This window comes from Paraburkholderia sp. J63, from assembly GCF_905220245.1.
GTDB lineage: Bacteria > Pseudomonadota > Gammaproteobacteria > Burkholderiales > Burkholderiaceae > Paraburkholderia.
In genome coordinates this window covers 141,825-167,982 of record NZ_CAJMZF010000015.1, presented here as the reverse complement: position 1 = coordinate 167,982, position 26,158 = coordinate 141,825, and the positions used below count along the sequence as shown (strand labels likewise).

The window sequence follows — 26,158 nt, the reverse complement described above, 5'->3', positions numbered from 1 at the left end:
TCTCCGGTTTTTCGACGTTGCGCATCACGCGCTCAGGTATTCCTGCACGGCGGAGTAGCCGTACGCGTACTTGCCGTGCGCGCGCGCCGGCACGCCGTTGAAAATGCCGCCCGTCACGTGCACGCCCACGTTGCGCAGACGCTTGAGCGCATCGGCGATCTCGGCTTCCGTATGGATGCCCGAGCGCAGCACGAGGAACGTCGATCCCGCATGGCCGCTCAGAATCGCGGCATCGGTCACGGCGAGCACCGGAGGCGTGTCCACGAGCAGGATGTCGTAGCGCTTCGCCAGCCCTTCGAGATACTGGTTCAGGCGTGGCGACATCAGCAGCTCGGACGGATTCGGCGGACGGCGGCCGCACGAGATGAAGTGCAGGTTGTCCACTTCGGTCGCGCGAATGGCCTCGTCCAGCGCGATCTGGCCGGAGAGCAGCTCCGAGAAGCCATTGGCCTGCGGGCCGCCCAGATAGCGCTCGAGCGCGCCGCGGCGCATGTCACCGTCGATCATCAGCACGCGCTTGCCCGAGTGGGCGAGCAGCACGGCCAGGTTCGCCGTGAGAAAGCTCTTGCCCACGCCCGGTACCGAACCGGTCAGGACCACTACGCGATTGCTCGCGTCCATGACGCTGAACTGCAGCGAGGTGCGCAGCGAGCGCAGGCTCTCGACCGTGAGGTCCTTGGGCGCCGAGTTCGCGAGCACTTCGCGCAGGCGGTTGCCGCCGCGCACCGGGGCGCGCTTTTCGAGCACGGCCTGCTCGGCCGACAGCGGCACGAGACCGTAGACGGGCAGATCGAATGTGCGTTCGATCTGGTCCGGATCGACGATGCCCTTGAACATGTTCCGGCGCATCAGCACGAAGCCGGTGCCGAGGATGAGGCCGAGCATCGAGGCCGCCGAGATGATGAGCAGCTTCTTCGGCTTCGAAGGATTGCCGGGGCGCATGGCCGCGTCGACGATATGGACGTTGCCGCCCGTGCCCACGCGCTGCACCGAAAGCTCCTGGATACGGTTGAGCAGCAGCACGTAGATGTCTTCGGCCACCTTCGCGTCGCGCTGGAGCTGCACGGCCTTCACTTCGGTGGCCGGCAGGTCGCGGAACTTGGTGTCGTACTTCGCGCGCTCGCCCTGCAACTGCGCGAGCTGCTGGCGCGCCGCGATCAGCACCGGATGCTGGTCGCCAAAACGCTGCTGGAGCGAAGCAATCTGCAGTTGCAGCGCCGAGATCTGCTGCTCGTACTGCACGCTGCCGTCCAGATAGATCTTGGCTTCGTCGCTCGCGTTGATCGAGCCGGACTTGCTCTGATACGCGGTGAGCGCGGCTTCGGCGTTCTCGAGATCGGCCTTCAGGCGCGGCTGCTCGCTGCGCAGGAAGTCGAGCATCTTGCTCGCCTCGGCCTGCTTGCTCGCTACGTGCTCGCGCAGATACGACTGCGCGACGGCGTTGGCGATATCGGCCGCGGCCTGCGGATCGCTGCCTTCGAGCGAGATGTCGATCACGCCCGTCTGCTTGCCCTGCTCCTGCACCTTGACGGCGTTCTGGAACGCCGTGACCGCGTCGAGGTCGTTCATGCGCACGACCTTGAAGCGCTCACCCGGACGCGCCTTGAGCTCGTTCACGAGCAGCGAGACGCCGCCGCCCTGCTCGCGCTGGCCCACCGCGCCTTCGAGCAGGCGGCCGCCGTCGGGTCCGGAAATCACGTAGCGGTTGTCGTCGAGCGCGGTGAGCGTGAGCTTCTTGCCTTCGAGCTCGGGCGCCACCTGGATCGAGTCGATGTTGAGGACTTCACCGCCCCACGCATAGTCCTTGAGGCCGAACCACGGACGCGATGGCGTGCCCGGCGTCGCGAGACGCGCGGCGAGGCTGCCCACGATGGGCAGCGAGACCGGCGCGGCCGTGAAGTTCAGCTTGAACTGCTTGACGACCGGCTCGAGCACGCTGCGGCTCTGGATCATCTGGATCTCGGCGTCGGTGGGCAGAGAGCCCTGCTGGCCGCTGGTGACGTTCGCGCCCGACTGCGTCTGCGTGAGCGCCTGGGACGTGTAATCCTGCTGCTCGACGCGCACCTGCGTATCGGCCGTATAAATCGGCTTGGCGACGAAGCAATAGAACACTGCCGCGCCGATCACGACCGCCGCGATCGCGATGAGCCAGCCGATGTCGTCAAAAATGACACGCAGCAACTGGCCGAGGACAACGTCCTCTTCCTCTGTGCGGGCCGCCGGGGCCGGCTGACTGATGGCTTGTTGCATACTCACGATTCGATCCCGTTTCAATTCATGTTGCGAGAAGAGAACGCCCGCGCGCGCTTAGCGCGTGAGCTGCTTCAGGTAGAAGGCCGTCTCGACCGAAGGCAGCACCTCTTGCAACAGACGGTTGAAGGTGGCCGAAGCGGCAGTGCCGACGTACACGACATCCAGCGGATGCAGCTGGAATTGCGACGACAGCATGATCGCGTCGGGCTTGGTCATATCGAGTCGGTAAATCTCCGGCTGGGTGGGGTTGTCCTTCATGCCGCGCATCACGAAGATCTGACGCGGGTTCGCGTCGGTGTCGAGAATGCCGCCGGCCGAGGTGAGCGCGTCGGCAATGGTGAGCTTGCCGCGGATCAGGTTGGTCTGGATCGGCGTCTTCACTTCGCCCATCACGAATACCCGGCTGTCCGAATGATCTGGCACATTGATGATGTCGCCGTCCTGCAGCAGCACGTTCTGGCTCGCGTCGCCGCCATTGAGCATGCGATTCGCGTCGAGCACGTAGAGCTTGCCGTTGCGCGTGAGGCGCACGCGGTTGATGTCGGCGTTGTCGGTATAGCCACCCGAGCGCGTGATGGCGTCGACGAGCGTGAGCGGCACGTCGCTCATGGAGAGCGGACCCGGCGTCTTCACGTCGCCGGTCACCTGGATCTTCTGGCTGCGGTACGAAAGCACGCGCACGTCCACTTGCGGGTTCTTGATGTACGGTCCCAGACCCGAAGCCAATTGGTCGCGCAACTGACCAGGCGTCTTGCCCGCCGCGTGCACGCGGCCCACGAACGGGAAGTAGATCGTGCCGTCCTTCGACACGGTCTGCCCGTACGGGTCGGCCTCGCCCGGCAGCGCGTTGGTGTACGGCTGCGTGAGCGCCTGCCCCACGGTCTGCGTGGTGTTGCCGCCCGACGAGAAGGTCGAGCCTTGCGGCGTCGAGATCTCGGGGTGGTCGTAGACGGTCACGCCCAGAATGTCCTGGGGCTCGATGTGATAGACGTAGTCGGACGCATTCGCGAACTTGCCCGGAGGCAGATCGTGGTTCTGCGCCGCAACGGCGGCCTGGGCCTGCTGCATGACGAGCTGCGAAGTAATCAGATGCACGTCGTACTGCTGCTGCGGCTGATTGCTCGGCTCTTCCTTGAGGCTCGAGGTGTCGAGGTAGTTGCCGGGCGCCGTGGAGCACGCGGCGACGAAGGCGCTCAACGCCAGAGCAGTCATCAGATTGAGTTTTCTCATTGGCATATTCGGCTCAGCCATCCCTTAACCAGTCGATCCATCAATTCCAGACTCTCGCGATACGCGGCCTCGTCGAGGCCATGCGGATCGGCGACATCGGAGTTTTCCCAATTACCGAGCGCGTACACCTTGCCGCGCGCGGTCGGTTCGATTCGCTCGACGGCGCCCACCTGGCGGCGCTCCGTCACGAGCACGAGGTCCGCGCGGCGCACGAGGCCGCGCGTGAGGCGGCGCGAGCGATGCTCGCCGACCTCCACGCCGCGCTCCGCGAGCAGGCGCTGCATCATCGGGTCCATATCCTCGCCGTCCAGCGCGCGCAGGCCCGCCGAATGAAACGCGCCCGCACGCTCGCCCGCCTGCTCGCGCAAGCGCGTGCGAAAGAGCTGTTCCGCCGCGGGCGAGCGGCAGACATTGGCGTGGCAGACGATCAATACGTCCTTGAACATGGCCTGGTGACTCCTCAGTTTTCCTTATTACCTGCGTAAGCTGCGGCGGTTCGCCGGGCGTCGCTACGCCGGAACCCGCGTCTGCGTGGCGGCTTCCGCGCGTGCGCGGCTCGCTTGCGTGGCGCTCGCGCGGCCCACCGCGTGATATTCGATGCCGAGTTCCTGGAGCGCGAGCGGGTCGTAGAGATTGCGCCCGTCGAACACGATCGGCGTCTTCAACTGCTCCTTGAGCGTCTCGAAGTCGGGCGCCTTGAACACCTTCCACTCCGTGGCGACCACCAGCGCATCGGCGCCGCTGGCCGCGTCCATCGCATCCTGCACGTAGGCCAGGCGTTCGAGCTGCTCGGGCGTCTTTGCCAGATCGAGCGCGAGCACGCGCTGCGCTTCGGGCATGGCGACGGGGTCATAGGCCACCACGCGCGCGCCGCGCGCGAGCAGCTCGGCAATCAGCGTGCGGCTCGGCGCTTCGCGCATATCGTCGGTATTGGGCTTGAACGCGAGGCCCCAGAGGCCGAAGGTACGGCCCGTGAGATCGGAGCCGAAGCGCGTGACGATCTTCTGCGCGAGCACCTGCTTCTGCGCGTCGTTCACCGTTTCCACGGCGCGCAGGATCTGCAGCGGCTCGCCGAAATCCTCAGCAGTCCGCATCAGTGCCTTGACGTCCTTCGGGAAGCACGAGCCGCCATAGCCGCAGCCCGCATAGAGAAAGTCGTAGCCGATGCGCGGGTCGGAGCCGATGCCGCGACGCACGGCCTCGATGTCGGCGCCCACGCGGTCGGCGAGATTCGCAAGCTCGTTCATGAACGAGATGCGCGTGGCGAGCATGGCGTTGGCCGCGTACTTCGTGAATTCGGCCGAGTGCACGTCCATGTAGAGCGTGCGCTCGTGATTGCGGTTGAACGGCGCGTAGAGGCGCTTCATCAATTCGCGTGCGCGCTCGCCGGGCACGTCGTCGTCGCAGCCCAGCACGATGCGGTCGGGGCGCGCGAAGTCGTCCACGGCGGCGCCCTCTTTGAGGAACTCGGGGTTCGAGACCACCGAGTACATGTGGCTCTCGCCGCGTTTGCGCAACTCGGAGGCGATCGCGTCGCGCACGAGCGCGGCCGTGCCCACCGGCACCGTCGACTTGTCGACGATCACCTTGAAGCCCTGCATATGGCGGCCGATATTGCGCGCAGCCGTCAACACGTATTGCAGATCGGCAGAGCCGTCTTCGTCGGGGGGCGTGCCCACCGCGATGAACTGCACGTCGCCATGCGCGACGGCCGCCTCGACATCGGTCGAGAACGTGAGCCGGCGCGCGCGCCGGTTGCGCTCGATGATCTCCTGCAGGCCCGGTTCGTGAATCGGCACGACGCCTTGATTGAGCAGATCGATCTTGCGCTGGTCCACGTCGAGACAGAACACGTCGTTGCCGATGTCGGCCAGACACGCGCCTGTCACGAGACCCACATAACCGCTGCCAATGATCGTCAGATTCATGCCCACCTCAAATGTGATTGCCTGTTGGTGTCCATCCGGGCCGCGCCGTCACCGTTACTTACAGTGCCTATGCACCGCTTGACGACGGCTCGTGCCCGGCGCGCTCAATATGCGTTCTGGCCTGCGAAGCCTTTCCACATGGTCATCGCCACGATCCGCAGATCAAGGCCGAAGCTCCAGTGCTGCATGTAGTGCAGGTCGAAGCGCACACGGTCGCGCATTTTTTCCACGCGGTCGGTTTCACCGCGGTAGCCGTTGACCTGCGCCCAGCCGGTAATGCCGGGCTTGATGCGATAGCGAGCCATGTAGCCGCGCACGAGGTCCTTGTAGATGTCGTCGTGGGCGAGCGCGTGCGGGCGCGGCCCCACCACCGACATCTCGCCCTTGAGCACGTTGATGAATTGCGGCAGTTCGTCGAGGCTCGTGCGGCGCAGGAAAGCGCCCACGCGCGTGACGCGCGGATCGTTGCGGCGCGCCTGCGTGACTTGCCCCGCCACTTCCGCATGGACCTTCATCGAGCGGAACTTGTAGATCTCGAACTCGTTGCCGTCGAGGCCCTTGCGGCGCTGCTTGAAGAAGACCGGCCCCTTCGAGGTCAGCTTCACCGCCAGCGCAATGACCGACAGCAGCGGCGCGAGCGCGACCAGCACGGCGCCTGCGAACGCGATGTCGAACAGGCGCTTGGGCAGCACGCGCAGGTCCGTGACCGGCGACGCCGCGAGATTGATGGCCGGCACGCCGAGCAGATCGACCACGGGCTGACTGAAGAACGACAGGCTGCGCACGTCCGGAATGAAACGGATGTTCACGAAATCGTTGCGCAGTGCCATGACGATGCGATGAATCGTGCGCTCCTTCGTGATCGGCAGCGCGAGCCACAGTTCGCGCACGTCGTGCTCGCGCACGTATTCGAGCATGGCCTGCAAGTTACGCTCGACGGGAACGCCAGCGAGACGCGCCTCGCCATCGGCATCGCTGTTCTCGTCGAACACGAGTGCGGGATGAAAGCCGGCCTCGGGACGGCTCTTCATTTGCTCGATCAGGAAGCGCGAGTAGCGATGATCGCCCACCACGGCCACCGCTTTCTGGTTGTAGCCTTCGCGGCGCAGGCTGCGCAGCACCATGTGCACCATCGTCTTCGAAACGATCAGGAACGCGACCGACGCGACCACCCAATAGGCGAGCCAGATGCGCGAAAGCGAATCGGCGCGGTGCACGCTGAACGACAGCAGAATGCCCGTGCACTCGACCGCGATCCACGCGGCGCACACGCGCGCCGCGAGCACGTAGAGCGACTTGCCGCGCCACGATTGATAGATGCCGAACGCCGGGAACATCCAGATCGCGAGCACGCAGTTGAATGCGAGCGCCACGCTCTCCATATCGGAAAGCGCCGCGAATTTCCCGTGGTGCAGAGCGGCCGCTACCAGCGCGCCGGCGGCGATGGCGGCAACATCGATGATTCTGGCAAGAACGCTCAGCATGTCCGGCACCTCGGGTTAGAAAAAAAGAATTGCAGCCACGCGCTATGCATCATGGCCGCCGCGACAGGAAACATCAGGAAACAGGAAAGTGCACCGGCTCGCCCGGCGCCGATAAAGCGCATCCGAATAAACCCTAATAAAGCACGATAAAAATTGAATGCGCAACGCCCAAAAGTATCTCCAAATGTTTCGTGGCTAACTGTCTATTTTTGGTGTGATTTTTTCGGCAACGTTTTCCGCAAGTTGCGGCTGCAACGCCTGCCGGCGCGTTGCCGAAGCGGAAATTTTTGCCGTGTCGACGGCACCGGACCCCGATTAATTTTTTCCTCACCGGGGCCGTCTCGTCATTTTTATTCGATTTTTTATTCGTCTCCGATTGTGACGGATTCGTTATTTTCAATTTGATTCGAATATTTTCCGTTTTCTTCTTTACGAATCTATTTATATCGATTTTAAGCATGCTACAAATCGCAGAACCGAAACGCCTTTCAGGAGAGTGAGATGACGGATACGGGTTCCGCAACGACATCGGCACACGCGGCTGATACGCGCGCCGAATCGCGCAGTGCGCTGCAAGTCTGCCCCGTGGTGCTGGCAGGCGGCGCGGGCTCGCGGCTATGGCCCCTGTCGCGCGAACAATACCCGAAGCAGATGATCAACCTCGTTGGCGAGCGTTCGCTGCTCGCGGATACGGCAGGCCGTCTCGACGCGCTCGCCGAACGCGTCACGCTCGCCGACAAGCTGATGATCGTATGCAACGAAGAGCACCGCTTCACCACCGCCGACCAGGTTCGCGCGGCGGGCAAGGAAGCGCGCCTCATTCTCGAGCCGCTTGCGCGCGACACGGCGCCGGCGCTCACCATCGCGGCGCTGTCCGTGGTCGCCGACCAGCAGGACGGCATTCTCGTGGTGATGCCTGCGGATCATGCGCTCGCGGACCTCGCGGCATTCCAGGCCGCCGTTGCCGACGGCGTGCGTCATGCGGCCAACGGCCAGATCGTGACGATGGGGATCGTGCCCACGCGTCCCGAGACGGGCTATGGCTATATCCACGTGGGCGAGCCGCTCGCAGCCGAAGATCAGGCAAACGGCGAAGCTGGCGCGCGACGCCTGAACGGCTTCGTCGAGAAGCCCTACTTCGAGCTCGCGCAGCAGTACGTCGCCTCGCAGCGCTACTGGTGGAACAGCGGCATCTTCATCATGCGCGCGAGCACCTGGCTCAAGGTCATTCGCCATTTCCAGCCCGCGATTTACGAGGCCTGCACGGCCGCCGTCGAGCACGGCAACGCAGACGGCGACTTCTTCCGTGTGGACAGCGAAGCCTTTGCGCGCTCGCCCTCCAACTCGATCGACTATGCCGTGATGGAGCCGCTTTCGGGCGACACCACCGTGGCAGGCGCCGTGGTCGTGCCGCTCTGCGCGGGCTGGACCGATCTCGGCTCGTGGGACACCGTCTGGCAAGTCGCCTCGAAGGACGATGCCGGCAACGTGGCCCAGGGCGAGGTGATGTTCGAAGGCGCCAGCGATACCTTCGCGCATTCGGACGGACGCCTGATCGCCTGTCTCGGCACCGAGAATCTCGTGGTGGTCGAGACCGCCGACGCCGTGCTGGTGGCCGACCGCTCGCGTGCCCAGGACGTGAAGAAGATCGTTCAGCGCCTGAAGTCGCAGCGCCGCAGCGAAGCCGTCGCGCATCGTCTCGTGCATCGCCCGTGGGGCCACTACGACAGCGTCGACAGCGGCGAACGCTTCCAGGTCAAGCGCATCGTGGTCGAGCCGGGCGCGCGCCTTTCGCTGCAAATGCACCATCACCGCGCCGAACACTGGGTCGTCGTGCGCGGCACGGCGCTCGTCACACGCGGCGAAGAGCGCTTCATCGTTTCGGAGAACGAATCAGCCTATATTCCGCTGGGCGTGGCGCACCGCCTCGAGAATCCCGGCAAGATGCCGCTCGAGATCATCGAGGTGCAATCGGGCTCGTACCTCGGCGAAGACGACATCGTGCGTCTCGACGATCAGTATGGCCGGCAGTAAGTTGGGCTAACGTGGGGTAAGGGGCGACGCAGAACGCCCCTCAACAAACGCAATAGACGCAACAGACAGTTGGGAAATGGACGGAGACATCACTGGCGGCTGTAGCGGCGATCATTCTGGAGTGCGAATATCCCACCGCTACAGCCGCTTGTGCCAGCAAATGTGCAAGACGGCGATGGATAACGGGCGCTCGACAAGCGATGCAGCAACCTCGGAAGCGAAGAGGCGAATGGGCGCCAGGGGGCGCCCGCGCTCAGCCCAGATGCGTTCTGTGGCGCAAGGCGTGGTGGCGGCGTTCGGCGCTCGCACTGCTTGCGGAGGAAGCATCGCGTGCTTCGCCGCCGCTGCGCAGTATGCCGGTCGCCGTGTAGCGCTGCAGCGGCGCGATGCGCACGCTGCCCGTGCCGTTGGCGGCAACGGAGCTGGCAACTGCAGTGGCAACGGCCGCGCTCACCGCCGTGGAAGCCGTGGCGGGCATGGCACGCGTGACGACGGCGCCCGGAGCATAGGGAAGCGCCGCAGTGGGACCCGCACTCGCGCCATTGGCGGACGCAGAAACGCCGCCAGCAGCGCCATCGTCGAAGCCCGGCATCTCGCGCTCGATCCATTCACGCGCCCAGTCGAACGCATAGTGCCGCGCCGTGTCGCCATCGCCGAACGGCGGCCCAATGAGGCCCGAGCGCTCCACGCGCCTGTCGTCCTTGACGATTTCCACGGCCGCACGATACATGTCGTTGCGCGCGGGCTCCACGCTCAAATGGATCTCGTAGCCGCGCCATTGCACGATCTGCACGGCTTGCGGCGTGGCGCTCGTCCATGGCGCATCGCCGGAAGACTCGAACGATTCGTCGGGCACGACGGTGCGGCCGGCAACGGGCGCGCTCGCGCTCGCGTCGGCCTGACGCGGCACGGCACCCGACCCATGCGCCGGTTGCGAACGATGTGGCATCGGCTGCGAGTGAGCCGGCTTGCCGGGCCGCGTGAGCCCGTCGTCCAGACTCACGAGCTGCCGCGTCATGCTCTCGATAGGATCGGCGAGCGGCGCGTCGGCGACCGACGCAGGCGCCTGCCATGCCTCGGGGCTCTTCCAGTAGACCGCGGGCAGACCGTCGTCTTCGACGACTTCTTCGGCCACGGCCGTCACGGATTGCACCGCCTGGGCGTTCTGCACCGCCGCCTGCGGCTGCACGGGCTCGGGCACATAGACGAAGCTGCGGCCGCGCTGCACGAGCAGCTTGACCAGTTCGCCGAGCGTGCCGCTCACGTGCCATTCCTCGAAACGGCGCCGGCAGGTCGGGCCGGACGGATAGCGCGCAGGCAGACGCGACCAGGATTCACCGGTCGTCAAGATCCACAGCACGGCGTTCGCAACGACGCGCGGCTCCGCGCGCGGACGACCGCGGCGGTTCAGCCGTATGGGAGGTTCATCGGATACGAGCGAGGACACCAGCATCCACTCGTCATCGCTCAGTTCTTCGAAATTCATGCTTTTCTCCACGCAGCCGGACCGGGGCTGCAGTGACGGAGCCGTCGCTTGCGGATCTTGCTGTCCGCATTGGCGTGCTCGGTTGCACCATAGGCTTATATGACTTGTTCATTTGCGTCTTCATTTGCACATTGGCAGTGCGTGTATTCACGGAATTGACGCAAAGAACGTGGTCTCACTCGTGCAAGGGAGAATTTGTGCAGGAAGCATACCACCTGAAACCAGCTGATGAGGAGGGCCGTAATAAGTGTTACGGTTAGAAACAAAGTAACGCTTTGCGTGGCCCGAATTATGCCCGTTCGCACTTGTCAACTTGCTTGCGAGCGCCCTCTCGACTTCGAAAACCCCTTGCTGCAAGGGATATTTCGCGCTTTTGCCAACCCTGTGCATTGCCCTGCCCCCGGCAACTCGATGCAAGCGTTTGCGTGCCTCTCGTGCCAGACCCGCCACTCTCGATGCGGCTCGCCACTTTGTTTATCTGGCTACACCCATCGCGCATTCCTGTTCGGCGGCATTATTCAGGCGCGCCTGATTTATAAACTCAGTTGTGCCCGCAACAAATGACATGGCGATGAAACCCACCGCTCTGGCGAGTTGCAACCGCTATTTCATGCTGCGCGCATGCGGCATGGCCGCGATGAACACGCGCACACGAACGCGCGTTCGATACGCGCATTCGATGCGCGATACGCGGCGCCCCACCGAGTTACGCGCCTTCATGCCGCGGCCACGCAGCAAAAGCCGCGCGACGAATCCGTCTATAGTACGAAAGCCTCAGTTATCAATCCGTTAGCTATTCAGGAGATTCGTGTATGCATACTTCCGCATTGCGTGGCGCCAGCGCCCTGATTGCCGTGGCCGGCGTCGCCGCCGCGCTGCTCGCGCCGTGGAATGCCGCGCAGGCCCAGCTCGGCAACCTGCTCAACCAGGCGGGCGGCAGCGGCTCGACTTCGGGCGCGGCCGGCAATATGGGTAGTCTCGGCAGCCTCGGCAGCTCGCTCTCGGGCTCCTCGCTCACTTCCGGCAGCGTCGGCAACGTCACGGGGCTGCTCCAGTACTGCATCAAGAACAATTACCTCAACGCCAGTTCCGCGAGCGGCGTGAAGGACTCTCTGCTCAGCAAGCTGCCCGGCGGCGCGTCCACCACGGACAGCGGCTACCAGCAGGGCACCAACGGCATCCTCACGGCCGGCAACGGCTCGCAGCTCGACCTCTCCGGCAACGGCCTGAAGGAAGCGGCCACGAAGCAGGTGTGCGACAAGATCCTGACCCAGGCGAAATCGATGCTTTAACGGAAGTCGCAAGGCGGCCACGTGCGGCGGCCGTCTTTTGAGTTCCGAAGTGAGTCTGAATGTGCGGTGTGGCGCAGAAGTGCGCAATTTCCGTGCCGCACCGCTTGAACACCGGCGGCGTTTGGGTGTCGAATGAGTTCAAGCGGAATGCAAGTCACTGCCATGAACCAGCGCCGAATCTCCGTCATGCCCCTCCACGTCGTGCTTTGTGCGCTTTGCGCGGGGCTGGCCGCCCTCCTCGTGCCGCACCTCGCGAAAGCGCAATCCCACGACCAACAGTTCGACTGCAAATCGAATCCGCATGAATTCATTTCGGCGCTGATTGAAGAAAAGTCCATTAACCCGCAACCGAGCCGGGTGGAAGCGAACTCGGTCAACGCATTTCGCCCCGTGCACGGCGCACGCCTGAGCGCCTTCGGCTTTCCCATTTACGTCGTGCTCGGCTATGCGCGCGACGACACGCTGTTCCATCGCGGCGCGGGCAAGGAAATCGACGCGCCGCTCTATGGCGTCGTGGTCTCCGCGCCCGCGGAATCGGTCCGAACGCGCGTGCGTGAGGCCAATAGCGACGCGACCGTGCACTCCGTCGTGCCGCTGCTGCTCACGGCCATCGTGTGCGGCGGATGAAGCGTCCGCAGCGTAACGCAACGGCTACGCGAAGAACGCCAGCGCGCCCATCACCACGCCAACGGCGCCAACGCCCAGCGAGGCCCATAGCAGCCACCGGCTGCGCGTGAGCAGCGTCATTGCCGTGAGCGCGATTGAAATCTGAATCAGCGTGGTCGCCTGAGCCCAGCGATGGTGACCGTGCAGCAGTTCCTCGGCGCGCGCGTCGTCCCGTGCCACCTGCTTCTCGATCGACTCGGCCTGCGCGCGAATCGGCTCCTTCTGCTTGCGATAACGATCGGCATCGGCGGCGAAGCGGCGCTGGGCTTCGGTTGAATTGGGCGTGAGCGCCGAAAGCGCGGCGCCCAGTTCGGCGAGATTCTGTTTCTCGCCTTTGGCCTGGTAATAAGCCCATTGATTCGCGGCCTCGGTTTTGCGAATCGCCGCTTCATTCTTGTAGTAGAGTGCGAGATTCTCGCTGTTGCCGCTCTGGTAGGCGAGGATCGCGCCGATCGACGCGAGAATCGCGGTCATCACGGCCATGCGGCCCGGAAACGGATCGCGCTCCTCCATGCCATGGTGGCCATGGCCGCCGTGGCCGGCGGCCGCGTGCTCGACCGCATGATCGTGCGGACCGTGCACTTCATACTCTTCAGACATCCAATCACTCTCCGGTATGACTCAGATACTTTCGCACACGGTGCATGCCGCATCGTGTTTTCGCGAAACGCTCAATTATCGTGAGCGCGGCCCGCTTGTCCAGTATCGGTTACGCATGTCAGTCCCATCGTAACAACCGGAAAGAAAATCGCATCGAATTGAAACCGGTTTGAAAGTTTATTGGTCTATTGGCAAACAAATGCACTTGCCTGTTGCGACACGGCAACCCTCAAGCGGGCGTCCAGATGAAAAACGGCCCCGCGCAATCGCCGCACGAGTGCGGTGGATTGCGCGGGCCGCGATGGCGTCGAGCCGTTGCGCGAGAGGCGCTCAACCGCCCAGGTAGGCGCGCTTGATATTGTCGTTCGCGAGCAGATTGTCGGCGCTATCGGCGAGCACCACGCGCCCCGTTTCGAGCACATAGCCGCGATCGGCCACGTGCAGCGCCTTGTTCGCGTTCTGCTCGACGAGGAACACCGTCACGCCCTCCTCGCGAATCGCGCGGATGATGTCGAAGATCTGCGCGATCACGAGCGGTGCGAGACCGAGCGTGGGCTCGTCGAGCAGCAGCAGGCGCGGCTTGCTCATCAGCGCGCGGCCAATCGCGAGCATCTGCTGCTCGCCGCCCGACATCGTGCCCGCGCGCTGCTTCGCGCGCTGGTTCAGGCGCGGAAACAGCTTGAACACATGCTCGATACCCGCGTCGATCTCGTGCTGCGAGGCGAAGAAGCCGCCCATCTGCAGGTTCTCGAGCACCGTGAGGCTCGGAAACACGCGGCGGCCTTCGGGCGAGATCGCCATGCCCTTGCGCATGATCTCGTGCGTGGACTTGCGCGTGATGTCCTCGCCTTCGAACGTCACGCGCCCCGACGAGGCGCGCGGCGTACCGCACACCGTCATCATGAGCGTGGTCTTGCCGGCGCCGTTGCTGCCGATCAGCGTGACGATCTCACCCTTGTTCACTTCGATCGACACGCCCGCGAGCGCTTCCACGGCGCCATAGTGGGTATGGACCTTTTCCAGCTTCAGCATCAGTCCTCTCCGAGATAGGCCTTGATCACGCGCGCGTCGTTGCGCACTTCGTCGGGCAGGCCGATCATGATCGGCTTGCCGTGCTCCATCACGAGGATGCGGTCCGATACGCCCATCACGAGGCTCATATCGTGTTCGATCAGGAGTACCGAGATTCCGAACTCGTGGCGCAAGCCGTCCACCATTTGCTGGAGCTCGATCTTCTCCTGCGGATTGAGGCCCGCGGCGGGTTCGTCGAGCATCAGCAAACGCGGATCGGTAATCATGCAGCGCGCGATTTCGAGGCGGCGCTGGTGGCCATACGAAAGCGTGCCCGCCTCGCGGTTGGCCACCTGCTTCAGGCCCACGCGCTCGAGCCAGTACGCGGCGCGTTCGAGCGCCGCGCGTTCGGCGCGGCGGTATGCGGGCGTCGCAAAGAGGCCGCTCAGCATGTTGCGGTTCACCTTCAGGTGCTGCGCGACCATCAGGTTTTCCAGCACCGTGAGCTGCCTGAACAGACGAATGTTCTGGAACGTGCGCACGAGGCCGCGCCGCGCGACCTGATGGCTCGGCTGGCCGGTAATGGCGTGGCCGTCGAGCACGATGTCGCCCGCGCTCGGCTTGTAGAAGCCGCCCACGCAGTTGAACACCGTGGTCTTGCCCGCGCCGTTCGGCCCGATGATCGCGAACACCTCGTTCGGACGCACGTCGAAATCGATGCCGTCAACGGCAAGCAGACCGCCGAAGCGCATCTGCAGGCCCGCTACTTTCAACAACGCTTGGGCGCTCATTGCGGCAACTCCACGTGCGGACGGCTTGCGGGCAAGAGGCCCTGCGGACGCCAAATCATCATCAGCACCATCACCAGACCGAAGATCAGCATGCGGTATTCGGCAAAGCCGCGCGCGACTTCGGGCAGCACCGTGAGCAGGATGGCCGCGAGCACCACGCCCAGTTGCGAGCCCATGCCACCGAGCACCACCACGGCGAGAATCAGCGCCGATTCAATGAAGGTGAACGACTCGGGCGTGACGAGCCCCTGGCGCGCCGCGAAGAACGCACCCGCGAGACCCGCGAACGAAGCGCCCAGCGTGAACGCGGAGAGCTTGATGCGCGTGGGATTCAGGCCGAGCGAACGGCACGCGATCTCGTCTTCGCGTAGCGCCTCCCATGCGCGGCCCATCGGCATGCGCAGCAGGCGGCTCGTGACGAACAGCGTGAGCGCCACCAGCACCAGCGCGAGCAGGTACAGGAAGATCACCATGTGCTCGCCATCGTACGGAATGCCAATCAGTTCGTTGAACGTCTTCGCACCTTCCACGCTTGCATGACGCGCCATCTCATAGCCGAACACGGTGGGCTTCGGAATGCTGGAGATGCCGTCCGGGCCGCCCGTGATGCTCGTGAGGTTATTGAGCAGCAGGCGGATGATCTCGCCGAAGCCGAGCGTCACGATCGCGAGATAGTCGCCGCGCAGGCGCAGCACCGGAAAGCCGAGCACGAAGCCGAACGTGGCCGCGGCGAGCGCCGCGAGCGGCAGGCACTCCCAGAACGTGAAGCCGAAGTACTGGTTGAGCAGCGCATAGGTATAGCCGCCCACCGCGTAGAAGCCCACGTAGCCGAGATCGAGCAGGCCCGCGAAGCCCACCACGATATTCAGGCCCAGGCCGAGAATCACGTAGATGAGCGCGAGCGTGGCCACGTCCACGGCGCCGCGCGAGCCCATGAACGGGAACACCGCGCCGAACGCGAGCAGCACCCAGATCGCTACGCGCTGCTGGCGCGCGCCGAGCGCGGGCGCCTTGGGCAAGCGCACCGAACTCGTTGCGCGCACAAACATCGGCTTGGCGAGCTGGAACACGAACACCACGGCGGCCGCAATCCACACGGGACGCCAGTGCTGGTGCAGCACGACCTGATAGCCGTCGAGCGTGAGCTGCAGGCCGAGGATGGGTGCGGTGAGGATGATCGTCGCGACGGCCGCGGCGAGCGCGCCCTTCACGGTCTGCGACGACGACGGGCCCTGCGCAGCGGCCATGCGAACCGAAACAGTCTGACTCATTGCAATCGCCCTCACACCTTTTCGACATCCGGCTTGCCGAGCAAGCCGGTGGGACGGAACAGCAGCACGAGCACGAGCAGGCCGAACGCCACGACGTCCTTGTACTCGGCCGGCATGTAGCCCGAGGCGAACGTTTCGGCAAGACCGAGCAGCACGCCGCCGAGCATCGCGCCCGGAATGCTGCCGATACCGCCCAGCACGGCGGCCGTGAACGCCTTGATGCCCGCGATAAAGCCGATATACGGGTTGAGCTTGCCGATCGTGAGACCGATCAGCACGCCGCCCACCGCCGCCAGCATCGCACCGAGCACGAACGTGAACGAGATCACGCGGTTCGTGTCGATGCCGAGCAGGTTGGCCATCTTCATGTCCTCGGCGCAGGCGCGGCAAGCGCGGCCCATGCGCGAACGCGAGATGAAGAGCGTGAGCGCGACCATCAGCACGAGCGTCACGCCGACGATCAGCATGCGCGCATACGGAATCGTCACGTCGAAGCTGCCGCCCATGTTGAACTCGAGCGCGCCGGAGATGAGCTCCGGCACGGACACGTCGCGCGCGCCCTGCCCGATCTGCACGTAGTTCTGCAGAAAGATCGACATGCCGATGGCGGAGATGAGCGGCACGAGCCGTGGCCCGCCGCGCAGCGGCCGATACGCGACGCGCTCGACCGCGAAACCGTAGAGCCCGGTGACCAGCACCGAGACGATGAGCGCCGCGCCCAGCACGAGCGGCAGCGGATAGCCCGCCGAGGTGCCGATCGCCGTGAGCGTGACGAGGCCCACATAGGCGCCGATCATATAGATCTCGCCGTGAGCGAAGTTGATCATGCCGATGATGCCGTAGACCATCGTGTAGCCGATGGCGATCAGCGCATAGATCGCACCCAGCGTAAGCCCGTTGACGAGCTGCTGGGTGAACTGCGGAAGAAAATCATTCATGCGTTGAGCCCCGCGGCCGTGCAGCCGATGAGAGACCTTTGAAACCGTGTCGATCTTTTTGATTTGGTTGCGCACACAACTTGCATGAAGGCGCCCCGCCCGCCTCGGGCGGCGGGGCGTCAGGCAACGTGCAGCGCCAGGATCAGTTCGCGGCGGTCTTGGTGGCGTCCTTGTGCCACGTGTAGACGACGAAGCGGAACGACTTCAGGTCGCCCTGGGCGTCGTACTCCACCTTGCCGATCGGCGTGCTCATGGTGTTCTTGTGCAGCCAGGCCGCGACCTTGGTCGGGTCCGTGCTCTTCGCACCTGCGATACCGTCGGCGATCACTTCGACCGCGGCGTACGAGGGCATCTGGAACGGGCCGTTCGGGTCGCGCCTGGCGTCGGCGAAGGCCTTCACGAGCCTGGCGTTGGCCGGGTCCGAAGCGAAGTCGGCCGGCAGCGTGACGAGCATGCCTTCCGAAGCCGGGCCGGCGATTGCCGTCACGTCCTTGTTGCCCACGCCTTCCGGCCCCATGAACGTGGCCTTCACGCCCTGCTCACGCGACTGGCGCATCAGGAGGCCCATTTCCGGGTGATAGCCGCCGAAGTAGACGAAGTCCACGCCTTGCGACTTGAGCTTGGTGACGACTGCCGAGTAGTCCGAATCACCTGCGTTGATGCCCTCGAACACGACGACGGGAATATGCGCCTTGTCGAGCGCGGCCTTCACCGAGGTGGCGATGCCCTGGCCATACGACTGCTTGTCGTGCAGGATCGCGACCTTCTTCGGCTTGACCTTGTTGATGATGTACGCGGCGGCGGCCGGACCTTGCTGGTCGTCGCGGCCGATGGTGCGGAAGATGTACTGGCGCTTCTTGCCTTCGGTGAGCTGCGGCGCCGTTGCCGACGGCGTGACCATCACCACGCCTTCGTTCTCGTAGATGTCCGAAGCGGGGATCGTCGAGCCCGAGCAGACGTGGCCGACCACGTACTGGATGTGCTGCGAGACAATCTTGTTCGCGACGGCGACGGCCTGCTTCGGCTCGCATGCGTCGTCCATCAGGACGGCTTCGAGCTTGTTGCCGTTCACGCCGCCAGCGGCGTTGATCTGCTCGATCGCGGTCAGGGCGCCCGCCTTGACCATGTCGCCGTACTGGGCAACCGGGCCGCTGAACGGGCCGGCGATGGCGATCTTCACGGTGTCGGCGTTTGCAGCGGCGCCAAAGGCGAGCAGCGCGGCGGCCACGGAAAAGGAGGTAAGGCGGTTAAGGCGGGACAACGGCGTCATCAGGAGCTCCTCGATTGTTTTCGGGTCAACCGGGCAGACGGCATGACCTGCGCAAACGAACACGAACAGCACCCCAAGGACTGCGCGGGGAGGACAACAAGGACGGGCCAAAAAACACAAGACGCAACGGGGCCCGGCAAGTATCGGCCGCCTGGTAGCGGCTTCAGTTCGGAGAGACTGTGGATACAACCTCTATTGCGCAAGCGATCCGCCTGCCCCGTTCACTGCATTTCAAACCGGAAAGGTGGTCCGGCCAAAATCAGCGACCCGCGGATGCTATCAATAAAACCGCGTTTTCCGCAACCGAGGGTTTTTTCGGATATCGACCGACATATTGATATATGTCAATTGATGAAAACCGCCCGAGAGCGACTCAAAACCCTTGAAAAATCGGCACGAAAGGGGTTTCGAAGCCATCGGGAAGCCGCTGGAGGCCCGTCTGGAGGCGGCTTGGGGAAACCGGTTTCCGATACGAAATTTTGAGTGTGAATTTCTATTTTCTGAAAATCATGCTGGAGGCCGTTCTAATATATTTATTGATAACAGGCATCATTTTAATGAGATGCGAAAAACGGCGGGAAATCTCGCGGCGCATATAGTGCAAACCCTAAATGCAAATCGCGCCAACTCATTGATTTCATTAACAAAAATTACATTTTCATTTCAATGAATAGTGTGCAATCGGAATAATCAGATCCCAGCGATACGAAGCGCGCGTACCTATTATTTCCAGACGGAAATCGGGAAAATTTTTGGCACGTCGCCGATTTTTCCCAAAAATCACCAATGAGATTTACGGCGCGCGGCCAGGACACCGTCGCATCCATGCACCACCCGCGCGAGGCACGTTCCGGACCCGTGAAAGGCAATGGTATGCTCGCTGCCTCGCCGCCGGTCTTGCGCGCCACTCGCGGCGCACGGCGCGCGGGGGCTGCGTCGCGCGCCCGCCCGGTCGCGCTGCCGCGCCGCGGTCCATACCCGTTCAGAACCGAAAGAACCGACCATTCGGGGGAGATCAAACAGAATGAAGAGCTTCACGCAAGCCGCCAAGGCCGCCACCCTTACCCTGATCGCTGGCGCTGCCGCGCTCACGTTCACCGCCGGCGCCGCTCACGCGGCCGACACCGCGACCGTGGAAGTGCTCTCGATCGTCGAGCACCCCGCCCTCGACGCCATCCGCGACGGCGTGCGCGACGAACTGAAGGCCGCCGGCTACGACGCAGGCAAGAACCTCAAGTGGGAATACCAGAGCGCCCAGGGCAACACCGGCACGGCCGCGCAGATCGCCCGCAAGTTCGTGGGCGACGACCCGAGCGCGATCGTCGCGATCGCCACACCTTCGGCGCAGGCCGTTGTGGCCGCAACGAAGACGGTGCCCGTGGTCTACTCCGGCGTGACCGATCCCGTTGCCGCCCAGCTCGTGAAGACGTGGGCGCCGAGCGGCACGAACGTGACCGGCGTGTCCGACAAGCTCCCGCTCGACAAGCAGATCGCGCTCATCAAGCGCGTAGTGCCAAACGCGAAGAACGTGGGCATGGTCTACAACCCCGGCGAAGCGAACTCGGTCGTGGTCGTGAAGCAGCTCAAGACGCTGCTCGCGCAACAGGGCATGACGCTCAAGGAAGCGGCCGCGCCGCGCACCGTGGACATCGGCCCGGCGGCGAAGAGCCTGATAGGCAAGGTCGACGTGATCTACACGAACACCGACAACAACGTCGTCTCGGCCTACGAGGCGCTCGTGAAGGTCGCCGACGACGCGAAGATCCCGCTCATCGCCGCGGACACGGACAGCGTGAAGCGCGGCGCCATCGCGGCGCTCGGTATCGACTACAGCGACCTCGGCCATCAGACCGGCAAGGTGGTCGTGCGCATCCTGAAGGGCGAAAAACCCGGCGCGATCGCATCGGAAACCAGCAACAAGCTGCAGTTGTACGTGAACCCGGCTGCGGCGCAGAAGCAAGGCGTGAAGCTCTCCGACGATCTGCTCAAGGACGCCACCACGGTCGTGAAGTAAGCGCGCAGCGACCTGCGGAGGCGCACGAGCCGTCGCGTTGCCGATCGGAAATTTCGCGGAAACAGCGCGGAATTCACGCAAATGCGTGCCGAAAACGCGTGACGGCAATGCACGACGCAAGCGCATGACGCAGGCGCGCGAAGCCGACGCGCCACGGAACGCGCCGCCGAAACCCGGCGCAACCATGCTAGTCGAGCCGTAAAGAACGTACCCGCCCAAAACGGGCCCCCGCGACCGCCGGCACGCCGCCTCACCCAGGCCGCGCGCCGGCGGCGTCCGATCCGGCGCGGCGACCACCGCCATGGTCATCGCAGTGAGCCCATCCGGCCCGCCGGAAACCGCAACAGGATTTCCCCATGTCCCTCTACTCGCTACTGGGCGCGCTCGAGATCGGCCTGATCTTCAGCCTCGTCGCCCTCGGGGTGCTGATCTCGTTTCGCATCCTCAACTTTCCCGACCTCACCGTCGACGGCAGCTTTCCGCTGGGCGGCGCCGTTGCCGCCACGCTGATCGCGAACGGCCACGATCCCTTCATCGCCACCTTCTGCGCGATGATCGCGGGTGCGTTCGCCGGCTTCGTCACCGGCTGGCTCAACGTGCGCCTGAAAATCATGGACCTGCTCGCCAGCATTCTCATGATGATCGCGCTCTACTCGATCAACCTGCGCGTGATGGGCGCACCGAACGTGCCGCTCATCTCCGAAGCCACGGTCTTCACGATGATCCAGCCCGCGTGGCTGCCCGATTACGTGCTGCGTCCGCTCGCGCTGATCGTCGTGGTGCTCGCGGCCAAATTCGGCGTGGACTGGTTCTTCTCCTCGCAATACGGCCTCGCGCTGCGCGCGACGGGGGCCAACCCGCGCATGGCGCGCGCCCAGGGCATCGCCACGGGCCGCGCGACGCTCGCCGGCATGGCGCTCTCCAATGCGCTCGTCGCGCTCGCGGGCTCGCTGTTCGCGCAAACGCAAGGCGGCTCGGACATCTCGATGGGCATCGGCACCATCGTGATCGGGCTCGCCGCGGTCATCATCGGCGAAAGCATTCTGCCCGCGCGCCGTCTCGTGCTCACGACGCTCGCGGCCGTGCTCGGCGCGATTCTCTACCGCTTCTTCATTGCGCTCGCGCTCAATAGCGACTTCATCGGCCTCAAGGCGCAGGACCTGAACCTGGTCACCGCCGTGCTCGTGACGATCGCGCTCGTGCTGCCGGCCACGCGCAAGAAGCTCTTCGCGCGCAAGAACGGGAGGGCCTAAGCCATGCTCAGCGCACAAGACCTCAAACTGACGTTCAACCCCGGCACGCCGATCGAAACGCGCGCGCTGCGCGGGCTCACGCTCGAGATTCCCACGGGCCAGTTCGTGGCCGTGATCGGCTCGAACGGCGCGGGCAAGTCCACCTTCCTGAACGCCATCAGCGGCGACCAGATGGTCGATAGCGGCAAGATCACCATCGACGGCCAGGACGTCACCAGGAAGCAGGCCTGGGACCGCGCGCATCTGGTCGCGCGCGTGTTTCAGGACCCAATGGCGGGCACCTGCGAGGCGCTCACGATCGAAGAGAACATGGCGCTCGCGATGGCGCGCGGCAAGCGTCGCGGCCTCGGTCCCGCGCTCAAAAAGCAGGACCGCGAACTATTTCGCGCGAAGCTGCGGCTCCTGAATCTCGGCCTCGAAAATCGCCTGACCGACCGCATCGGCCTGCTCTCGGGCGGCCAGCGCCAGGCCGTGAGCCTGCTGATGGCCTCGCTCCAGCCTTCGCGCATCCTGCTGCTCGACGAGCATACGGCGGCGCTCGATCCGAAGACGGCCGCGTTCGTGCTGGAGCTGACCGCACGCATCGTCGAGGAAGCGAAGCTCACGACCATGATGGTCACGCACAGCATGCGTCAGGCACTGGACTACGGCCAGCGCACCGTGATGCTGCACCAGGGGCAGGTGGTGCTGGACGTGTCCGGCGACGAACGCCGCGGGCTCGACGTGCCGGACCTGCTGCGCATGTTCGAACAGACGCGCCACGAGAAGCTCGACGACGACGCGCTGCTGCTGGGTTGATCGGCGCGGTTGCGTGGAGGTCGTGCCGGGTTGGGTCCGCACACGCGTCGCGTAAGCGTGAGGATCTGCGGTCATTCAGTCTTTGCTGATCTCGATGTGCGCCGTGGAGGGATACTTCTGCCTGAGACCCTTCCACACTGCCTCGCACGCTTCGCAGGCCTTGCTGGTGTGCGTCCCGTCCGAAAACGAAAATGCCACATGTCCCGCAATATCGATGTCGGCAAGATTGAACGGCTGCTCGTGACCGACCGTTAGCGTCGAGAGGTATTCGAGGAAAGCACGCAGTTTGTAGGCAAGGATCTGCTCGACGTGCACCTGGCTCCCGCTTTTCCCTTTGGCCTGCACGTCATACCTCTCCTGCCGGGTGTCTTCCCGAGTGATGTTATAGGCAGTGGCGAGCACGAGATCCTGCACCGGACCGTCGGGCACAACGACTTCTCCCAATTGGATACGGCGCTGAAGATCCCGCAGTTTCTTCAGGGCTTTCGGATCTTTCGAAGACGATGCCGTATCCGCCACCGCGGCGCGGCGAGTGAACCGGAGCATCATGTATCCCGTGCAGATGCTTTGTTTCGTCCCGCTCATGCGAATGCCATTCATGACGCCGCTTGCCCGGCCAACCAACGCGTCTTCGAGGCCTCGCTTGGGGTGGGCGATATTCTCCGCGACACCGCCGCCGTCAATTCGATTCCCCGGCGCCAGGTCTCCATCAAGCACCAAATACGGCTCCGCACGCCGCAGCGTCAACGTCAGCCCGGGAGGCGTCTTTGTGTCCTCTTCCACGGAGTAAGGCACTTCCACGTTATGACCTAACTGGACGCCAAGAAACGTCACCGCGTTGTCGGCTTGCCCCAAAATTTCCGCCATGCCACCTCTCCTGTGGATCATCCCGTAACCGCGCGTGATTGCGCATGATTGGGCGGCCCGGGAGAAAGATTGGCCGCATCGACTCATCGCCGGCGGCCGTGGGCCGCTCCGGTGAGCCCCTCTTTCCCAAGACGAATCAGACCGCAGGAATTTGAACGCCCGGCGATCAGGCACAAAAAAACCGCCAACGATCGGCGGGTTTTTTCTGGCTAATTCCTATGGATTCCGAAGCAAATGCAAGCGATGCGGCGAGGCCGCACTCAAACCGTCTTCGAATACTTGAACGTGCCCTGCGCGCTCGCGATCAGCACGCGGTCATCCACCCACGCTTCCGCGCGTGCGAAGAAGATCGAACGGCCGCCGCGCTCCAGAAAGCCCTTCGCGCGCACGAACTGCCCGAGCCCCTTGTCGAGATAGTTGGTGGTGAGCGAGAGTGTGAAGCCGTGCCGCGGCGGCTGGCCCGGCTCCGCGAACAGGCCCGCGTAGCCCGCCGCCGCATCGAGCAGCGTGGCGATCGCGCCGCCTTGCAGCACGCCCTGGCGGTTGAGCTTCGAGGCGTCGATGGGCATGAGCAGTTCCGCGTATCCCTCGCGCCACTGCGCGACGCTCACGCCAAGCGTTTCGAGAAATGGATTGTCGACGGCGAATTGCGGCATGCTGCTGTCCCCTTGATGATGTCGATTGCGATGTCGATGCGGACTGCGCGCCGTGGCGCACCACTCGCACCCTGCGCGCGCAGGCCAGGCAATCGATTATAGGACGCCGCCGCGTGCCGGACGCAACGGTGCACTGTTCAGATAAAATCCGCGCAACTGTATATGGTTTTACTGGCGGCCAGGGAGAACACTGTGCTTTTCCCCGCCGCCCACGTGCGCGCATTTCTTCCCAGCACCGCAAAGGAACCCATCATGACCGACAACACGCGCCCCACCGACTCCCTGACCCAGCAACGGGCGGCGGCGGCCGCCGCGGCGTTGCCGGTCCCCTGCCCCGGCGTGGACCCGCTCACCAGCATCCTGCCCGAGGAGCCGCTCCTCATGATGGGCGCGGGCCCCGTGCCCATTCCGGACGCCGTCGCGAAGGCCAACTCGGTCGTCATCAATCACCTCGGCGACACCATGGCGCGCGTCATCGACCAGGTGAAGACCATGGCGCGCTATGTGTTCCAGACGCGCTCGAACTGGGTGCTCGGCGTGGCCGGCCCTGGCTCGGCGGCCATGGAGATGGCCGTTTCGAATCTCGCATGGCCGGGCACGCGCGTGCTCTCCATCGTGAACGGCTTCTTCAGCGGCCGCATGGCGGAGATGGCGCGGCGCGTCGGCGCCGAAGTCACCACGCTCGAAGTGGCCGACCGCGAGATCGTCTCGCTCGATGCGCTCGCGCAGGCCATCGAACGCACGCGTCCCGAAGTCGTCACCGTGGTCCACGGCGAGACGTCCAACACGGTCTGGAACCGCCAGTTGCAGGACGTCGTGCGCATCGCGAAGGCCGCGGGCGCGCTGGTCGTCGTGGACGCGGTCTGCACGCTGAGCACGATGCCGCTGGAGATGGACGCCTGGGGCATCGACGTAGTAATTACCGGCGGCCAGAAAGGGCTTTCTTCGATACCCGGCGTTTCGCTGATTGCGTTTTCCGATGCCGCGTGGGAGCGCGTGCGCGCGCGTAGCGTGCCCAACACGCATTGGTGTCTCGACGCGATACTCGCCGAGAACTTCTGGCACAACGCGGGCTATCACTACACCGCGCCCGTCTCGGGCGTACTCGCACTGCACGAGGCGCTGCGGCTCGTCTGCACGGAGACGCTCGAAAAGCGCTTCGCGCGGCATCAGCGCTGCTCGCTCGCGCTCCAGAGCGGCGTGGCGGCGCTCGGCCTCGAGCTTTATACGCCCGAGGCGTGCCGCCTGAATTCCGTGGTCGGCATTGCGTTGCCCGCCAGCGTCACGCCGCGCGACGTATGCAGCCACATCTCGCAGCAGTATCAGGTGGAGATTGCCGGATCGTTCGGACTCCCCATCGTGCGCATCGGGCAGATGGGCGAGCAATGCCGCGAGCACCATCTGTTCCGTACCGTCCATGCGCTCGGCCGCACGATGTGCGATCTCGGTGCGAACGTCGATCTGCCTGCCGGCGTGGCCGCGCTCGAAGAATCGCTTTCGGCGGCGGCCGGGCGCCGCTGAGGCAGGCGCACCGCGCCGCGTGGCGTGCTACACGCGGCGCGCCCGCACGCAGAGAAACGCCGGCGCCAGCGCAAGCTCCGCATGAAGCCGGGGCGCCACTGCCTTCATTTCCGGCTGCGGCAGTGGCTCGATGAGTTGCTCGATCGCCCAGCCGCTCGCGGTGAGTCCATTGACGATATCGGCGAGCGGCCGGCGATACGCCTCCACATAGGGCTTGGGCTCACCAAAGCCGCCCCAGTGCAGGCCAAAGCGCGTGGTCTCGAAGTACGGGCGGCCGCCGCGCGTGCGCGTGTCGATCCAGTCGCGCATGGGATGCGCCATCGAGAACACCAGCAGTGCGCCGGGCCGCGCCACGCGCCGGAACTCCGCGAACGTGGACGCGAGATGCTCCACGTAATCGAGCGCGAGCGAGCAGACGATGCGGTCGAACTGCTCATCGGCGAGCCACGCGAGCGGCTGGCCCAGATCGCCTTGCACCACCTCCACGGGCAAGTCCGCGCAATGTGACTTCGCGAGCTCGACCATCGCGGGCGTCACGTCGAATGCGTGCACGCGTGCACCCGCGCGCGCCATTTCGGTACTGACGATGCCGGGCCCGCAGCCTGCATCGAGCACGTCAAGGCCCGAAACATCGCCCAGCAACGCAGCGGTGGCCGGCCGTTCATAGAGCGCGTTGTGCGGCTTTTCCGGCGCGATTTGCGCATAGCGCTGCGCGAACTGCGTGTAGTTCGCGCGACCGGGCAGCTCGGTGGCGGCGCTCGTGTTCGTTTCGGCGCAGGCGTCGGGCATGGAAGG

Annotated in this window: 22 protein-coding genes; 7 read left to right on the top strand and 15 right to left on the bottom strand. The window is 64.4% G+C overall.

All coding sequences use genetic code 11. The annotated features are described in order from the left end of the window. Positions 1-24 precede the first annotated feature (24 nt). The 5 genes from U5775_RS18460 to U5775_RS18440 form a co-directional block, all read right to left on the bottom strand. The gene (locus U5775_RS18460; RefSeq protein ID WP_322059529.1) at positions 25-2,250 is read right to left on the bottom strand and encodes a polysaccharide biosynthesis tyrosine autokinase; all 2,226 of its coding nucleotides are present in this window, start codon (positions 2,248-2,250) and stop codon (positions 25-27) included. A 57-nt stretch (positions 2,251-2,307) separates the two neighbouring features. Then, positions 2,308-3,483, bottom strand: a complete 1,176-nt coding sequence (locus U5775_RS18455) for a polysaccharide biosynthesis/export family protein (protein WP_322059528.1) — start codon at positions 3,481-3,483, stop codon at positions 2,308-2,310. Beyond that, positions 3,480-3,929 carry a low molecular weight protein-tyrosine-phosphatase gene (locus tag U5775_RS18450; protein WP_322059527.1) on the bottom strand — a complete coding sequence of 150 codons (450 nt, stop codon included), beginning with the start codon at positions 3,927-3,929 and terminating at the stop codon, positions 3,480-3,482. Before U5775_RS18450 ends, U5775_RS18455 begins: the two co-directional genes overlap by 4 nt. A 63-nt stretch (positions 3,930-3,992) precedes the next feature. After that, positions 3,993-5,411, bottom strand: a complete 1,419-nt coding sequence (locus U5775_RS18445; protein ID WP_322059526.1) for a UDP-glucose/GDP-mannose dehydrogenase family protein — start codon at positions 5,409-5,411, stop codon at positions 3,993-3,995. Between the two features lie 104 nt (positions 5,412-5,515). Beyond that, the gene (locus U5775_RS18440) at positions 5,516-6,895 is read right to left on the bottom strand and encodes an undecaprenyl-phosphate glucose phosphotransferase (protein ID WP_322059525.1); all 1,380 of its coding nucleotides are present in this window, start codon (positions 6,893-6,895) and stop codon (positions 5,516-5,518) included. A 501-nt stretch (positions 6,896-7,396) separates the two neighbouring features. Between U5775_RS18440 and U5775_RS18435 the strand changes: the two genes are divergently transcribed. Then, positions 7,397-8,929, top strand: coding sequence for a mannose-1-phosphate guanylyltransferase/mannose-6-phosphate isomerase (locus U5775_RS18435; protein ID WP_322059524.1), 1,533 nt, complete (start codon positions 7,397-7,399; stop codon positions 8,927-8,929). Between the two features lie 253 nt (positions 8,930-9,182). Here the strand turns inward: U5775_RS18435 and U5775_RS18430 are convergent, their stop codons facing one another. Beyond that, on the bottom strand, positions 9,183-10,415 hold the full coding sequence (locus U5775_RS18430; protein WP_322059523.1) for a transposase: 1,233 nt from the start codon (positions 10,413-10,415) through the stop codon (positions 9,183-9,185). Positions 10,416-11,227: 812 nt separating this feature from the next. On the opposite strand from U5775_RS18430, the gene U5775_RS18425 reads away from it, so the two are divergent. Both U5775_RS18425 and U5775_RS18420 read left to right on the top strand, forming a co-directional pair. Then, positions 11,228-11,707 carry a DUF2501 domain-containing protein gene (locus U5775_RS18425; protein ID WP_322059522.1) on the top strand — a complete coding sequence of 160 codons (480 nt, stop codon included), beginning with the start codon at positions 11,228-11,230 and terminating at the stop codon, positions 11,705-11,707. A 186-nt stretch (positions 11,708-11,893) separates the two neighbouring features. After that, entirely contained in the window at positions 11,894-12,334 is a 441-nt protein-coding gene (locus U5775_RS18420) for a hypothetical protein (protein ID WP_322059521.1), read from the top strand. A 24-nt stretch (positions 12,335-12,358) separates the two neighbouring features. Here the strand turns inward: U5775_RS18420 and U5775_RS18415 are convergent, their stop codons facing one another. The 6 genes from U5775_RS18415 to U5775_RS18390 all read right to left on the bottom strand — a co-directional run bounded on the left by U5775_RS18415 (position 12,359) and on the right by U5775_RS18390 (position 18,254). Further along, the gene (locus tag U5775_RS18415) at positions 12,359-12,973 is read right to left on the bottom strand and encodes a DUF4337 domain-containing protein (RefSeq protein WP_322059520.1); all 615 of its coding nucleotides are present in this window, start codon (positions 12,971-12,973) and stop codon (positions 12,359-12,361) included. 330 nt (positions 12,974-13,303) lie between these two features. Continuing rightward, positions 13,304-14,005 carry an ABC transporter ATP-binding protein gene (locus U5775_RS18410; RefSeq protein WP_322059519.1) on the bottom strand — a complete coding sequence of 234 codons (702 nt, stop codon included), beginning with the start codon at positions 14,003-14,005 and terminating at the stop codon, positions 13,304-13,306. Further along, positions 14,005-14,775: a high-affinity branched-chain amino acid ABC transporter ATP-binding protein LivG gene (livG, locus tag U5775_RS18405; RefSeq protein ID WP_322059518.1), complete on the bottom strand. Its 771-nt coding sequence runs from the start codon at positions 14,773-14,775 to the stop codon at positions 14,005-14,007. The genes U5775_RS18410 and livG overlap by 1 nt, the downstream gene beginning before the upstream one ends. Further along, a complete protein-coding gene (locus U5775_RS18400) occupies positions 14,772-16,046 on the bottom strand; it encodes a high-affinity branched-chain amino acid ABC transporter permease LivM (RefSeq protein WP_322059517.1) in 1,275 nt (424 codons plus the stop codon). Before U5775_RS18400 ends, livG begins: the two co-directional genes overlap by 4 nt. Before the next feature lie 11 nt (positions 16,047-16,057). Then, on the bottom strand, positions 16,058-16,984 hold the full coding sequence (gene livH, locus U5775_RS18395; protein WP_322059516.1) for a high-affinity branched-chain amino acid ABC transporter permease LivH: 927 nt from the start codon (positions 16,982-16,984) through the stop codon (positions 16,058-16,060). Between the two features lie 142 nt (positions 16,985-17,126). Then, positions 17,127-18,254: a branched-chain amino acid ABC transporter substrate-binding protein gene (locus tag U5775_RS18390; RefSeq protein ID WP_322059515.1), complete on the bottom strand. Its 1,128-nt coding sequence runs from the start codon at positions 18,252-18,254 to the stop codon at positions 17,127-17,129. Positions 18,255-19,278: 1,024 nt separating this feature from the next. On the opposite strand from U5775_RS18390, the gene U5775_RS18385 reads away from it, so the two are divergent. The 3 genes from U5775_RS18385 (at position 19,279) to U5775_RS18375 (ending at position 22,319) form a co-directional block, all read left to right on the top strand. After that, positions 19,279-20,268, top strand: coding sequence for an ABC transporter substrate-binding protein (locus tag U5775_RS18385; protein ID WP_322059514.1), 990 nt, complete (start codon positions 19,279-19,281; stop codon positions 20,266-20,268). A gap of 356 nt (positions 20,269-20,624) precedes the next feature. Beyond that, positions 20,625-21,521: an ABC transporter permease gene (locus tag U5775_RS18380; protein ID WP_322059513.1), complete on the top strand. Its 897-nt coding sequence runs from the start codon at positions 20,625-20,627 to the stop codon at positions 21,519-21,521. Positions 21,522-21,524: 3 nt separating this feature from the next. Next, positions 21,525-22,319, top strand: a complete 795-nt coding sequence (locus U5775_RS18375) for an ABC transporter ATP-binding protein (RefSeq protein WP_322059512.1) — start codon at positions 21,525-21,527, stop codon at positions 22,317-22,319. A 75-nt stretch (positions 22,320-22,394) separates the two neighbouring features. On the opposite strand, the gene U5775_RS18370 is transcribed toward U5775_RS18375, so the two are convergent. Together U5775_RS18370 and U5775_RS18365 are read right to left on the bottom strand one after the other, a co-directional pair. Further along, positions 22,395-23,186, bottom strand: coding sequence for a hypothetical protein (locus U5775_RS18370; RefSeq protein WP_322059511.1), 792 nt, complete (start codon positions 23,184-23,186; stop codon positions 22,395-22,397). Between the two features lie 260 nt (positions 23,187-23,446). Next, complete coding sequence (locus tag U5775_RS18365; RefSeq protein WP_322059510.1) at positions 23,447-23,842, bottom strand: PaaI family thioesterase; 396 nt, start codon at positions 23,840-23,842, stop codon at positions 23,447-23,449. A 381-nt stretch (positions 23,843-24,223) separates the two neighbouring features. On the opposite strand from U5775_RS18365, the gene U5775_RS18360 reads away from it, so the two are divergent. Further along, positions 24,224-25,363, top strand: a complete 1,140-nt coding sequence (locus U5775_RS18360; RefSeq protein ID WP_322059542.1) for an alanine--glyoxylate aminotransferase family protein — start codon at positions 24,224-24,226, stop codon at positions 25,361-25,363. Positions 25,364-25,390: 27 nt separating this feature from the next. On the opposite strand, the gene U5775_RS18355 is transcribed toward U5775_RS18360, so the two are convergent. Continuing rightward, the gene (locus U5775_RS18355; RefSeq protein ID WP_322059541.1) at positions 25,391-26,152 is read right to left on the bottom strand and encodes a class I SAM-dependent methyltransferase; all 762 of its coding nucleotides are present in this window, start codon (positions 26,150-26,152) and stop codon (positions 25,391-25,393) included. Between the last annotated feature and the right edge of the window lie 6 nt (positions 26,153-26,158).

Bases quoted from the DNA above. Each gene is read 5' to 3' on its own strand.
- U5775_RS18460 (WP_322059529.1), bottom strand. From the start codon at position 2,250: ATGCAACAAGCCATCAGTCAGCCGGCCCCGGCGGCCCGCACAGAGGAA.
- U5775_RS18455 (WP_322059528.1), bottom strand. From the start codon at position 3,483: ATGAGAAAACTCAATCTGATGACTGCTCTGGCGTTGAGCGCCTTCGTC.
- U5775_RS18450 (WP_322059527.1), bottom strand. From the start codon at position 3,929: ATGTTCAAGGACGTATTGATCGTCTGCCACGCCAATGTCTGCCGCTCG.
- U5775_RS18445 (WP_322059526.1), bottom strand. From the start codon at position 5,411: ATGAATCTGACGATCATTGGCAGCGGTTATGTGGGTCTCGTGACAGGC.
- U5775_RS18440 (WP_322059525.1), bottom strand. From the start codon at position 6,895: ATGCTGAGCGTTCTTGCCAGAATCATCGATGTTGCCGCCATCGCCGCC.
- U5775_RS18435 (WP_322059524.1), top strand. From the start codon at position 7,397: ATGACGGATACGGGTTCCGCAACGACATCGGCACACGCGGCTGATACG.
- U5775_RS18430 (WP_322059523.1), bottom strand. From the start codon at position 10,415: ATGAATTTCGAAGAACTGAGCGATGACGAGTGGATGCTGGTGTCCTCG.
- U5775_RS18425 (WP_322059522.1), top strand. From the start codon at position 11,228: ATGCATACTTCCGCATTGCGTGGCGCCAGCGCCCTGATTGCCGTGGCC.
- U5775_RS18420 (WP_322059521.1), top strand. From the start codon at position 11,894: ATGCCCCTCCACGTCGTGCTTTGTGCGCTTTGCGCGGGGCTGGCCGCC.
- U5775_RS18415 (WP_322059520.1), bottom strand. From the start codon at position 12,973: ATGTCTGAAGAGTATGAAGTGCACGGTCCGCACGATCATGCGGTCGAG.
- U5775_RS18410 (WP_322059519.1), bottom strand. From the start codon at position 14,005: ATGCTGAAGCTGGAAAAGGTCCATACCCACTATGGCGCCGTGGAAGCG.
- livG (WP_322059518.1), bottom strand. From the start codon at position 14,775: ATGAGCGCCCAAGCGTTGTTGAAAGTAGCGGGCCTGCAGATGCGCTTC.
- U5775_RS18400 (WP_322059517.1), bottom strand. From the start codon at position 16,046: ATGAGTCAGACTGTTTCGGTTCGCATGGCCGCTGCGCAGGGCCCGTCG.
- livH (WP_322059516.1), bottom strand. From the start codon at position 16,984: ATGAATGATTTTCTTCCGCAGTTCACCCAGCAGCTCGTCAACGGGCTT.
- U5775_RS18390 (WP_322059515.1), bottom strand. From the start codon at position 18,254: ATGACGCCGTTGTCCCGCCTTAACCGCCTTACCTCCTTTTCCGTGGCC.
- U5775_RS18385 (WP_322059514.1), top strand. From the start codon at position 19,279: ATGAAGAGCTTCACGCAAGCCGCCAAGGCCGCCACCCTTACCCTGATC.
- U5775_RS18380 (WP_322059513.1), top strand. From the start codon at position 20,625: ATGTCCCTCTACTCGCTACTGGGCGCGCTCGAGATCGGCCTGATCTTC.
- U5775_RS18375 (WP_322059512.1), top strand. From the start codon at position 21,525: ATGCTCAGCGCACAAGACCTCAAACTGACGTTCAACCCCGGCACGCCG.
- U5775_RS18370 (WP_322059511.1), bottom strand. From the start codon at position 23,186: ATGGCGGAAATTTTGGGGCAAGCCGACAACGCGGTGACGTTTCTTGGC.
- U5775_RS18365 (WP_322059510.1), bottom strand. From the start codon at position 23,842: ATGCCGCAATTCGCCGTCGACAATCCATTTCTCGAAACGCTTGGCGTG.
- U5775_RS18360 (WP_322059542.1), top strand. From the start codon at position 24,224: ATGATGGGCGCGGGCCCCGTGCCCATTCCGGACGCCGTCGCGAAGGCC.
- U5775_RS18355 (WP_322059541.1), bottom strand. From the start codon at position 26,152: ATGCCCGACGCCTGCGCCGAAACGAACACGAGCGCCGCCACCGAGCTG.